Source organism: Lelliottia sp. EB106-05-01-XG201 (genome assembly GCF_058791735.1).
Genome location: NZ_JBYTDV010000001.1, coordinates 14965 through 26819 on the forward strand (window position 1 = coordinate 14965; position 11855 = coordinate 26819).

Genomic DNA, 11855 nt, shown 5'->3' on the forward strand with positions numbered 1-11855 from the left:
TCTCCCTCTCCCTGTGGGTGAGGGCACCAGACCGCACAAAGCCCGACCTCTCCAAAGCCCCGCTTCGGCGGGGCTTTTTTGTGCGCCATCACCCATACATTCCCCGCAACCTCTGCGAGAATCCCCTTAATCACTAAGGATATGCGCAGGGAAAAGGTCATGAGTGATATCGCGTTAACGGTTAGCGTGTTGGCCCTGGTTGCGGTGGTTGGGCTGTGGATTGGCAACATTAAAATCCGCGGTGTCGGATTTGGCATTGGCGGGGTGCTGTTCGGCGGGATTTTTGTCGGCCATTTCGCCGATCAGCTTGGGCTGACCCTCAGTGCGGAAATGCTGCACTTCATCCAGGAATTCGGCCTGATCCTCTTCGTCTACACCATCGGTATTCAGGTCGGCCCTGGGTTTTTCGCCTCGCTTCGCGTCTCCGGCCTGCGCCTGAATCTCTTTGCCCTCGGCATTGTGGTGATGGGCGGTCTCGTCACTGCCATTCTGCACAAACTGTTTGAAATTCCGCTTCCGGTGGTGCTGGGGATCTTCTCCGGCGCGGTCACCAACACCCCTGCATTGGGGGCCGGGCAGCAAATCCTGCGCGATCTGGGCATTGCGCCCGACGTCGTCGATCAAATGGGGATGAGCTATGCGATGGCCTACCCGTTCGGGATTTGCGGCATTCTGCTGACCATGTGGCTGGTGCGCGTGCTGTTTCGTATCAACGTCGATGACGAGGCGAAAAAGCATGAATCGACGATGACCAATGGCCACATGCTGATCAAAACCATCAACATCCGCGTCGAAAACCCCAATCTTAACCAGATGGCGATTCAGGACGTGCCGATCCTGAACAGCGTCAACATCATCTGCTCGCGCCTGAAACGCGACGAAATGCTGATGGTGCCCTCGCCGGGCACCGTGATTCAGCTCGGCGACCTACTGCATCTGGTCGGTCAGCCCGGCGATCTGCACAGCGCCCAGCTGGTGATCGGTCAGGAGGTGGATACATCGCTCTCCACGCGCGGCACCGACATGCGCGTCGAACGCGTGGTGGTCACCAACGAGCAGGTATTGGGCAAGAAAATCCGCGATCTACAGGTGAAAGAGCGCTACGACGTGGTGATCTCGCGCCTTAATCGCGCGGGCGTTGAGCTGGTCGCCAGCCCGGATGCCAGCCTGCAGTTCGGCGATATCCTCAATCTGGTGGGCCGCCCGTCGTCCATCGATGCCGTCGCCGATATGGTCGGCAACGCGCAGCAAAAATTGCAGCAGGTGCAGATGCTGCCAGTGTTTATCGGCATTGGGCTCGGCGTGCTGCTCGGCTCTATTCCCCTGTACGTGCCCGGTTTCCCGGTGGCGCTGAAGCTCGGTCTGGCGGGCGGGCCGCTGATCATGGCGCTGATTCTGGGGCGGATCGGCTGTATCGGTAAGCTGTACTGGTTCATGCCGCCGAGCGCGAACCTGGCCCTGCGCGAGCTGGGGATCGTGCTGTTCCTGTCGGTGGTGGGGCTGAAATCCGGCGGGGACTTTATCCACACCCTGACCCAGGGCGAGGGGATAAGCTGGATTGGCTACGGAATAGTCATCACGGCGGTGCCGCTGCTGACGGTCGGGATACTGGCGCGGATGTTCGCGAAGATGAACTACCTGACCCTGTGCGGGATGCTGGCCGGGTCGATGACCGATCCACCCGCGCTGGCCTTCGCCAATAACCTGCACGCCACCAGCGGCGCGGCGGCGCTTTCGTACGCCACCGTTTATCCGCTGGTGATGTTCCTGCGCATCATCACCCCGCAGCTACTGGCCGTGCTGTTCTGGGGGATAGGCTAACAGCTCGTCCGGGTGGATGCGCCGCAGATGGTAGTCCACCTGATAATCGCTGGTATTACGGAACATCACCGAATAATTGAGGAACTCGCCGCTGTCGCTGTAGGAAAGGGAGGTAATGCGCAGCAGCGGCGTCTGTTCCGGTAAGTTCATCAGGTTTGCCATCTGGCGGTCCGCCAGCACCGGCGTCAGGCTCTCGTAATTTCCGCTGATGGTGATCCCGCACTCCTTCTCGATGTAATCAAACTTCGACCCCTCAAGATGGGCCAGCGACAGGTTGCGAAACAGCTTCACGGGCATAAAGCTGTCCTCCAGCATCAGCGGTTTTCCCTCGACGTAACGCACCCGGCGCGAAAAGTAGATCCGCTCATCTATCTGGATGCGCAGCTGGCTGGCGATAGCGGGCGGAGCGGGCATCACTTCAAACTGCAATACCTTGCTCTGCACCTCTTTGCCCTGCTGGCGCAGCACTTCAACCAGCCCGGTCAGATTGGTGGTTTCGTGGTGAACGTCCTTGCGCGCGACAAAGGTGCCGCTTCCGTGACGGCGCACCACCAGCCCCCAGCCGACCAGCAGATCAATAGCCTTGCGGATCGTCATGCGCGCCACGCCGAACTCCTGCGCCAGCGCCTTTTCGCCGGGCAGCGGGCTGCCGACGTTGTAATCGGACGAATTGAGCCGCAACCGGAGTCTGTCGGCTATGGATTTGTAGATCACCTGTAGACCTCTCTGCGCTGATTCATGCGGGCATCGCGTCTTAACATGTCCATATTTTGAACTGAAAGTAGACCTGAGTGAGCAAATTAAAACCATGAATGCGATCACGGAACGCAGCGGGACGCGGTGTTAGCCGCTGAGTAAATTCTTATCCTCAGTTCAGGCCAGCACAAAACCAATAAGGCCAAACCCCCTACAGGTTGTTACATGAGGATTTAAAGATGCTCAGTCAAATACAACGTTTTGGCGGCGCCATGTTTACCCCGGTGCTGTTGTTCCCTTTCGCAGGCATGGTGGTCGGAATTGCAATCATGCTGCGCAATCCGCTTTTTGTGGGCGAGGCTTTAACGGCACCCGATCATCTGTTTGCGCAAATCGTCCACATCATTGAAGAGGGCGGCTGGGCGGTCTTTCGTAATATGCCGCTGATTTTCGCCGTCGGTTTACCGATTGGCCTCGCCAAACAGGCGCAGGGCCGGGCCTGTCTGGCGGTACTGATTAGCTTCCTGACCTGGAACTACTTTATTAACGCGATGGGCATGACCTGGGGTCAGTTCTTTGGCGTGAACTTCATGGCTGAACCGACGGCGGGCAGCGGGCTGGCGATGATTGCCGGGATCAAAACCCTCGACACCAGCATCATCGGCGCGATTGTGATCTCCGGGCTGGTGACCGCTATCCACAACCGCTATTTCGACAAACAGCTGCCGGTCTTCCTCGGGATCTTCCAGGGCACTTCGTTCGTAGTGATCATCGCCTTCTTCGTGATGATTCCCTGCGCCTGGCTGACTTTGCTCGGCTGGCCAAAAGTGCAGATGGGCATCGAGTCGTTGCAGGCGTTTTTACGCTCCGCCGGGGCGCTGGGCGTGTGGGTTTACACCTTCCTCGAACGCATTCTGATCCCAACCGGGCTGCACCACTTCGTCTACGGTCCGTTTATTTTCGGCCCGGCGGCGGTCGAGGGCGGTATCCAGGTTTACTGGGCGCAGCATCTGCAGGAGTTCAGCCAGAGCACGCTGCCGCTGAAAACCCTGTTCCCGGAAGGCGGTTTTGCCCTGCACGGTAACTCGAAAGTGTTCGGCTCCGTCGGGATTGCGCTGGCGCTGTGGTACACCGCGTCGCCGGAAAACCGCGTCAAAGTGGCGGGCCTGCTGATCCCAGCCACCCTCACCGCGATGCTGGTGGGGATCACCGAGCCGCTGGAATTCACCTTCCTGTTTATCTCCCCGCTGCTGTTTGCCGTTCACGCGGTGCTGGCGGCGACCATGGCGACCGTGATGTACATGTTTGGCGTGGTCGGCAATATGGGTGGCGGTCTGCTCGACCAGTTCCTGCCGCAAAACTGGATCCCGATGTTCCACAACCATGCCTCGATGATGTTCACCCAGATTGGCATCGGCGTGTGCTTCACCGGGCTCTACTTCCTGGTCTTTAAGACCCTCATCGAACGCTTCAACCTGAAAACACCGGGCCGCGAAGAGAGCGAAATCAAACTCTACAGCAAAGCGGATTACCAGGCCGCGCGCGGGCAAACCACCGTCGCCGCCAACACCAGCTCGGGCCAGGCGGCAGGTTATCTGCAGGCGCTCGGCGGGGCAGGCAATATCGAAAGCATCAACAACTGCGCCACCCGACTGCGTATCGCCCTGATCGACATGAGCAAAACGCAAAGTGACGACGTTTTCAAAGCCCTTGGCGCCCACGGTGTGGTGCGTCGCGGCAACGGGATTCAGGTGATTGTCGGGCTGCACGTGCCACAGGTGCGCGACCAGCTTGAATCCCTGATGAACACTCCTTCTTCGACCCCATCATCTACCCTGACAGAGGCTGTATCATGAAAAAATTCTCAGTTGTTATCGCAGGCGGCGGCAGTACTTTCACTCCGGGTATCGTCCTGATGTTACTGGCGAATCGCGATCGCTTCCCGCTGCGCGCCCTCAAGTTCTATGACAACGACGGCGCACGTCAGGAGACCATCGCCGAGGCGTGCAAAATTATCCTTCAGGAGCAGGCTCCGGACATCGAATTCAGCTACACCACCGACCCTAAAGCGGCCTTTACCGACGTGGACTTTGTGATGGCCCACATTCGCGTCGGCAAATACCCGATGCGCGAAAAAGATGAAAAAATCCCACTGCGTCACGGCGTGCTGGGCCAGGAAACCTGCGGGCCGGGCGGGATCTCCTACGGCATGCGCTCCATTGGCGGCGTGCTGGAGCTGGTGGATTACATGGAGAAATACTCCCCGAACGCGTGGATGCTCAACTACTCCAACCCGGCGGCAATCGTCGCTGAAGCGACGCGTCGTCTGCGTCCACAAGCCAAAATCCTCAACATCTGCGATATGCCCATCGGCATCGAAGGGCGAATGGCGCAGATTGTCGGCCTGAAAGACCGCAAAGAGATGCGCGTGCGCTACTACGGCCTGAACCACTTCGGCTGGTGGACGTCGATTGAAGACCTGAACGGGAACGATCTGATGCCGAAACTGCGCGAATACGTCGCGAAACACGGCTATGTTCCGCCCTCTGACGATGCGCAGACGGAAGCGAGCTGGAACGACACTTTCGCGAAAGCAAAAGATGTGCAGGCGCTCGACCCGGACACCATGCCGAACACCTACCTGAAATATTACTTCTTCCCGGATTACGTGGTGGCGCACTCCAACCCGGAACGCACCCGCGCCAACGAAGTGATGGATCACCGCGAGAAGCACGTCTTTAGCTCCTGCCGCGCGATCATCGAAGCGGGGAAATCCTCCGCCGGTGAGCTGGAAATCGACGAACATGCGTCGTATATCGTCGATCTGGCCACCGCCATCGCCTTCAACACCCAGGAGCGGATGCTGCTGATTGTGCCGAACAACGGCGCCATCCATAACTTCGATTCCGATGCGATGGTCGAAATTCCGTGCCTGGTCGGCAAAAACGGCCCTGAGCCGCTGACCGTGGGCGACATCCCGCACTTCCAGAAAGGGCTGATGGGCCAGCAGGTGGCGGTCGAAAAACTGGTGGTCGACGCCTGGGAAGAGCGCTCCTACACCAAACTCTGGCAGGCGATTACGCTCTCTAAAACCGTGCCGAGCGCTTCGGTTGCCAAAGCCATCCTCGACGATCTGATTGAGGCCAACAAAGCGTACTGGCCTGAATTGCACTAATCCCGCCGACCGGCATCCCAGATGCCGGTCAATTTACGCTATGCTGAAGCCTGCTTGCGCGACGACAAGGAGCCTTCATGAAAATTTCCCAGCTGGGCGAAGCACCGGACTATCGGTTTTCTCTCGCCAATGAACGCACATTCCTGGCATGGATCCGCACCGCGCTGGGGTTTCTTGCCGCGGGCGTCGGGCTGGACCAGCTCGCCCCGGATTTTGCCACTCCCCTGATTCGCGAAGTGCTGGCGCTGCTGCTCTGTCTGTTCGCCGGTGTGCTGGCGATCTACGGCTACCTTCGCTGGCTGCGCAATGAAAAGGCGATGCGCCTCAAGCAGGATCTGCCCTACACGCGCGGGCTACTGGCAATCAGTGTGATTTTACTGACGGTGGCGGGCGTGGTGATGGCGCTGGTGTTCTATGGCGGATAGCCGCAAAGCGCGGCGGGAAGTCGATCCCGGCCTGCAGCCTGAACGCACGTCGCTCGCCTGGCTGCGCACGCTGCTCGGTTACGGCGCGTTGATTGCGCTGGCGATTAAACACAACTGGCACCGCACCGGTCTGCCGTTCTGGATATCGCTGGTGGTGCTGGCGCTGGTGGCGACAATTCTCTGGCGCTACACCCGCAGCCGCAATCTGATGGACGTGAATCGCGATGATTTTGTGCAGCCGAAAGCGGTGCGTGACAAATTCTTGATCTCTCTCGCAGTACTCTCCCTCGCATTGCTGTTTGCTGTTACGCACTTACAGCAAATTCTGAATTTTTAGGGTCGTCAATGACAGGATGCCACGAGAGTACCCGCGTGGTTGTGGTGGATAACTGCAACGTACGTGAACCAGGGAAGGTGTATCAATCGTTACGTCAGAGCGGAAGCAAAAACCTCCATTTTTTACCCCAGACGCTGGGCGAAAAGCCCGTCACGCCAGAGGTCTGGGGCCAGTTCTTAACGCAGATCTTTGCCATGTGGGTTCGGGAGGATATCGGGGAGATTTCGGTGCGCCTGTTCGACGAAACGCTCAACGGCTGGTGCGGCACCGCGCTGTGCGAGAAGAAGGACCTGATGAAATGCCAGACCTGCCCTGGCCGCCGCTTATGCACGGCGGCCAATGACGACGAACTCTGTCAGGGCTATCTGGCGTTCTATGATTACAGCGCACCCTTTATGAAAGTGATGCGCGATTTGAAAAAGCACAACCGCTCGACGCAGGAGCTGATGGCGCTGTTACGACAGAAGTGACGGGCGGCCCTTCGCCAGGTATTTCGCCATCTCCGCTTCCGGGACCATACCGCCGCCGGTCGCCCAGACAAGGTGCGTCGCGTTCGGCTGAACAGGCACCCGCACCGGCCCGGCCATGCCCGCCAGCGCCGATGGCTCGAGGCGAATCCCCTCCTCCTGCGCCAGCCAGCCTAGCATGTCGTACATGCTCTGATCGGACAGGGTGTAGAAGCCATCCAGCAGGCGCTCCATCGCACGCCCTACAAACCCGGATGCGCGCCCGACCGCCAGACCGTCTGCGGCCGTCACGTTATCAATCCCCAGATCCTGCACCGCAATCTCATCGTGCAAACCGGTATACACCCCCAGCAGCATGCACGGTGAATGGGTCGGCTCGGCGAAGAAGCAGTGAACATGGTCGCCAAAGGCCAGCTTGAGACCAAACGCCACGCCGCCAGGGCCACCGCCCACGCCGCACGGGAGATAGACATACAGCGGATGATCCGCATCCACCACGCGCCCCTGCCCGGCAAACTGCGCTTTCAGGCGCTCACCTGCGACGGCATAACCTAAAAAGAGCGTGCGGGAGTTTTCGTCGTCGATAAAGAAACAGTTCGGATCGCTCTCAGCGGCCTTGCGCCCTTGCTCCACCGCCACGCCGTAATCCTGCTCGTACTCCACCACTTCCACGCCGTGGCTGCGCAGTTTGGCCTTTTTCCACTCGCGGGCGTCGGCCGACATATGTACTGTCACCTTAAAGCCGACGCGGGCGCTCATAATGCCAATCGACATCCCGAGGTTACCCGTCGAGCCGACGGCGATGCTGTACTGACTGAAAAAGTCTTTGAAGCGAGGCTCCAGCAGGATGCTGTAATCGTCCGTGAGCGACAGCAGCCCCGCTTCCAGCGCCAGCTTTTCGGCGTGGGTCAGCACTTCATAAATCCCGCCGCGCGCTTTAATGGAGCCGGAGATCGGCAGATGACTGTCTTTTTTCAGCAGCAATGTGCCGTTAATCGGCGTCGCAAATTCCTTCGCCAGTCGGCTCTGCATGGCAGGAATAGCCACCACGTCGGATTCGATAATGCCGTTTTTGGCGGCAGTTTCCGGGAAGGCTTTTGCCAGGTAAGGCGCAAAACGCGCCAGGCGTGCGTGGGCATCCTTCACATCCGCCTGGGACAGCCCGACGTACGGCAACCCTTCGGCAAGCGAGGTGGTGCGCGGGTTAAACCAGGTGGTCTCTTTCAGCGCCATCAGATCCTCTACCAGAGGAAATTGGGCGGTTAAGGTGGTGATGTTTGCGTTTTCCATAGTACGTCTCTTCGCGCTTAGATAATGAAAGAAAGCAGGAACGTGCAGCCAAGTGCAAGTACCGAGGCGATAAATGTCGCCGTTGTATAGTATTTGAAGGTCTCATTCAGGGTCGCGCCGCAGTATTGCTTCACCAGCCAGAAGAGAGAATCCGTCACGATCGTGCAGCCAATGGCGCCAGAACCGATGGCAATGGCGATGATCTCCGGGCTAACGTTGGGATAGAGCGGCAGCATCGGGGCGACAATCGCCGTCGCGCCCATCATCGCCACGGTGGCAGAGCCGACCGCCGCATGCAGAATCAACGCCACCAGCCAGGCCAGCAGAATCGGGTGCATGTGCATGTTGGATAAAATCAGCGCCAGCGTGTCGGCCAGGCCGCTGGTTTTGAGGATCGCGTTAAACGCCCCGCCTGCGCCGATGATCAGCAGGATGTTCGCGATCGAGCCAAAGCCGGTTTCCGTGTGCTTGAGCAGGGCGCTCATGCCGATGTGCTGGCGAATACCGAGCAGGTAGTAGGCCACAAAGACGGCGATAAACATGGCGGTGATCGGGTTGCCGATAAATTCCAGCAGGGTGTAGAGCGAACCGGTTTTTTCCATGTTCAGCTCGGCGATGGTTTTCACCAGCATCAGGCCAATCGGCAGCAGCACCGTGAACAGCGTGGCACCGAGCGTCGGCAGGGTGTGTTCTTCGCGCACTTTCAGGTCAGAAAACTCCGCCGGAACCGGCTTGAACGGCAGGCGATCGCCGAGCAGTTTCAGGAACAGCGGGCCACCCACCAGGGACGCCATCAGCCCGACCATCAGACCGTAAACAATCACCGTCCCCACGTCCGCGCCCAGTTTGTTGGTCACAAACAGCGCCGCCGGGTGCGGTGGCACCACGCAGTGAACCGCCATCAGCGCGGTACAGAGTGGGATCGCCAGTTTCAGCAGCGAGGTCTGGGTCTTTTTGGCAATCGAGAACGCGAGCGGGATCAGCAACACCACGCCCACTTCGACAAACAGCGTGATACCGCAGATCAGCCCAACCAGCACCATAATCACGTCGGCAGAGAGCCAGCGGCAGCGCTGGAGCGTCAGGCCGATGCGCTCCGCCGCGCCGGACACTTCCATCATTTTGCCGAGAATGGTGCCCAGGCCAATCACCGCTGCGAGGAATCCCAGCGTGCCGCCGATGCCGCTCTCAATGGCATTCACCATATCCAGCGGGCTCATGCCCATCATCGTGCCGACGAAAAAGCTCGCCAGCAGCAGCGCCAGAAACGGGTGAAACTTCAGTTTTACGATGGTTAATACAATCAACACGATGCTTGCCAGCAGCGTCGCCACAACCCACATCTGAGATCCCATATCTCACCTCACCCTTAAGTTATCTGCGGCTATTGGACGAAAAAACGGCACTGGCTGACAAACGATATAAATTGCCGTTCAGGTGAGACAGATTGGATCAAGTGAGTGACGCCGTTCTAAAAAGCGCACTTATTACGGGGTTGGTTCACATAAATTCATCCAGAACCGGTATTCTGGGCGCAGTAAAATGAGTCTGAAGAGAGAAAAAAGTCGCCATGAACGATGAGAACGAGGTCGGAAATCGCCTGCTGAACGGCTGGCAGCTGTCGAAAATGTACACCTTTGAGGTGGCGGCCCGGCACGAGTCCTTCGCGCTGGCGGCGGAAGAGTTGTCCCTCAGCCCGAGCGCGGTCAGCCATCGCATTAACCTGCTGGAAGAGGAGCTGGGCATTCAGCTGTTCGTCCGTTCGCACCGCAGGGTGGAGCTGACGCCGGAGGGAAAACGGGTCTTCTGGACGCTGAAATCGTCGCTCGATACCCTGAATCAGGAGATCCTCGACATCAAAAATCAGGCGCTCTCCGGCACGCTGACCGTCTATTCTCGCCCGTCTATCGCCCAGTGCTGGCTGGTGCCGATGCTCGGGGATTTCACCCGCCGCTATCCGTCGATCTCCCTGACCATTCTGACGGGCAACGATTACCCGAACATGCAGCGAACGGGTATCGATCTGGCGCTCTATTTCGACGATACGCCGCCCACGCAGCTTTCTCACCATTTCCTGATGGACGAGGCCATCCTGCCGGTCTGCACCCCGGAATACGCGCGCGAGCACGAGCTGATGAAAAACCCCGACAATCTGCGCCACTGCACTCTTTTGCACGACCGCCAGGCGTGGAGCAATGATTCCGGAACTGACGAGTGGTTTAGCTGGGCGCAACACTTTGGCGTGAATTTGCCGCCATCATCGGGGATTGGCTTCGATCGTTCCGATTTAGCGGTTATCGCGGCAATGAACCACGTCGGCGTCGCCATGGGGCGGCAGCGGCTGGTGCAAAAACGGCTGGATCGCGGGGAACTGATTGCGCCGTTCGGCGAGAAAGCGCTGAAATGCCATCAGCACTACTACATCTCGACCCTCTCCGGCAGGCAGTGGCCGAAAATTGATGCCTTTATCGACTGGCTGAAAAGTCAGGTGGGATGAAGAATTATTACGCTTAGCCTCTACACCAAACGGCAAAAAGCGTGCTAAATACAGCCTATTGCTTTCGATTCTTCGCAAGGTTAACCGTGTTAAAGCCTCTGATCGCCGCTGCGCTGATTTTCTCCTCTGGCTGGGTGTCTGCCGCTGAGCCTCCGCTGACGGCTGCGCGCTATGCGCAGCAGCTCGGCGTGGGTATCGACGTGGACTGGGCGCGCACCGAGCGCGGCATTCGTGAGTTCGACCCGCTGGAAGTGCGTGATTTTAAGGCCAAGGGCTTTACCCACGTGCGCATTCGCGTGGCGGGAGAACCAACGGAAGCGCGGCTGATCCACCTGCGCAAGCTGGTGGAGGCCTGCGATCAGTACGGCGTCATTCCGGTGATTGCCTACCAGGCGGATGAGTACAAAAACGACCCGAAAGCGGACAACGAAAAAGAGGTGGTGAACTGGTGGATTGCCGTCGCGCATTACTTCGAGAAAAGTTCGCCGCTGCTCGGGTTTGACCTGATCTACGAACCGGCGGACAAGCTGAATCACAATATCGCGTCCCTCAACCGCGTCTACGATAAAACGATCAAAGCGATTCACGCCATCGATGCCGATCGCATGATTTTCGTCGCTCCGCGCCTGCGCGCGGCACCGGAAGATCTCGCCAGCCTCCGGCTGCCCGCTCATAGCCAAAACTATGTGCTGGCCGAGTGGCATATCTTCCCGTGGGGACCGCTCAAGAACAACGGTAAATACCCCTGGACGTCAGGCACCGCCGCCGAGAAATCGGCGATTCGCAGCCGGATTAACACCGCCCTGCGCTGGCAGCAAAAAACCGGGCATGTGAGCTGGGTGGGCGGCTGGGGCGTGGGCGAATCCAGCCGCGTGACGCCGACGGCGCCGCAGATGGCGTTCGCGAACTTCATGGCCTGTGAACTGCAAAAAGCCAAAATCCCGTACGCGATTAACGCGGATTTCCAGTTTTACGACGGGGAGGAGGGGGCGTGGCGACCGGGGCCGGAACCGTTATTGCAGGCAATGCTCGCCCCGGTGTGCGAAAAGCCCGACGAGAAGCCGGGCCATCATGTGATTAAATCGTAAGTCTTTATATATTCCTAAAGTTTCATTTGTCGCTTTTCAGACCATTTTTTTGGCCGTCG

Annotated in this window: 11 protein-coding genes; 8 read left to right on the forward strand and 3 right to left on the reverse strand. The window is 58.6% G+C overall.

Annotated features, from left to right (window positions below; genetic code table 11):
- Nucleotides 1–159 precede the first annotated feature (159 nt).
- Complete coding sequence (locus AC3WS9_RS00075) at nt 160–1821, forward strand: putative transporter (RefSeq protein WP_282494048.1); 1662 nt, start codon at nt 160–162, stop codon at nt 1819–1821.
- Here the strand turns inward: AC3WS9_RS00075 and AC3WS9_RS00080 are convergent.
- Nucleotides 1789–2535 carry a GntR family transcriptional regulator gene (locus AC3WS9_RS00080; protein ID WP_282494047.1) on the reverse strand — a complete coding sequence of 249 codons (747 nt, stop codon included), beginning with the start codon at nt 2533–2535 and terminating at the stop codon, nt 1789–1791. The two genes, AC3WS9_RS00075 and AC3WS9_RS00080, sit on opposite strands and share 33 nt — an antisense overlap.
- Before the next feature lie 221 nt (nt 2536–2756).
- On the opposite strand from AC3WS9_RS00080, the gene AC3WS9_RS00085 reads away from it, so the two are divergent.
- The 5 genes from AC3WS9_RS00085 to AC3WS9_RS00105 all read left to right on the forward strand — a co-directional run bounded on the left by AC3WS9_RS00085 (nt 2757) and on the right by AC3WS9_RS00105 (nt 6924).
- Nucleotides 2757–4373: an alpha-glucoside-specific PTS transporter subunit IIBC gene (locus AC3WS9_RS00085; RefSeq protein WP_285155044.1), complete on the forward strand. Its 1617-nt coding sequence runs from the start codon at nt 2757–2759 to the stop codon at nt 4371–4373.
- Nucleotides 4370–5692, forward strand: a complete 1323-nt coding sequence (locus tag AC3WS9_RS00090) for a 6-phospho-alpha-glucosidase (RefSeq protein ID WP_492486036.1) — start codon at nt 4370–4372, stop codon at nt 5690–5692. The genes AC3WS9_RS00085 and AC3WS9_RS00090 overlap by 4 nt, the downstream gene beginning before the upstream one ends.
- Nucleotides 5693–5769: 77 nt before the next feature.
- Nucleotides 5770–6117, forward strand: coding sequence for a YidH family protein (locus tag AC3WS9_RS00095; RefSeq protein WP_282494044.1), 348 nt, complete (start codon nt 5770–5772; stop codon nt 6115–6117).
- A complete protein-coding gene (locus AC3WS9_RS00100; protein WP_285146274.1) occupies nt 6107–6454 on the forward strand; it encodes a DUF202 domain-containing protein in 348 nt (115 codons plus the stop codon). Before AC3WS9_RS00095 ends, AC3WS9_RS00100 begins: the two co-directional genes overlap by 11 nt.
- Before the next feature lie 8 nt (nt 6455–6462).
- The gene (locus AC3WS9_RS00105; RefSeq protein ID WP_492486039.1) at nt 6463–6924 is read left to right on the forward strand and encodes a regulator; all 462 of its coding nucleotides are present in this window, start codon (nt 6463–6465) and stop codon (nt 6922–6924) included.
- Here the strand turns inward: AC3WS9_RS00105 and dsdA are convergent.
- Together dsdA and dsdX are read right to left on the reverse strand one after the other, a co-directional pair.
- Complete coding sequence (dsdA, locus tag AC3WS9_RS00110) at nt 6910–8211, reverse strand: D-serine ammonia-lyase (protein ID WP_492486041.1); 1302 nt, start codon at nt 8209–8211, stop codon at nt 6910–6912. The genes AC3WS9_RS00105 and dsdA overlap by 15 nt on opposite strands.
- 17 nt (nt 8212–8228) lie before the next feature.
- A complete protein-coding gene (dsdX, locus tag AC3WS9_RS00115; protein ID WP_492486043.1) occupies nt 8229–9566 on the reverse strand; it encodes a D-serine transporter DsdX in 1338 nt (445 codons plus the stop codon).
- A gap of 215 nt (nt 9567–9781) precedes the next feature.
- Here dsdX and dsdC point away from each other — a divergent pair, with 215 nt between their 5' ends.
- Together dsdC and AC3WS9_RS00125 are read left to right on the forward strand one after the other, a co-directional pair.
- A complete protein-coding gene (gene dsdC / locus AC3WS9_RS00120; protein WP_492486045.1) occupies nt 9782–10708 on the forward strand; it encodes a DNA-binding transcriptional regulator DsdC in 927 nt (308 codons plus the stop codon).
- An 86-nt stretch (nt 10709–10794) separates the two neighbouring features.
- Nucleotides 10795–11796 (forward strand): cellulase family glycosylhydrolase, encoded by a 1002-nt coding sequence (locus tag AC3WS9_RS00125; RefSeq protein ID WP_492486047.1) that lies wholly within the window; start codon nt 10795–10797, stop codon nt 11794–11796.
- Nucleotides 11797–11855 lie beyond the last annotated feature (59 nt).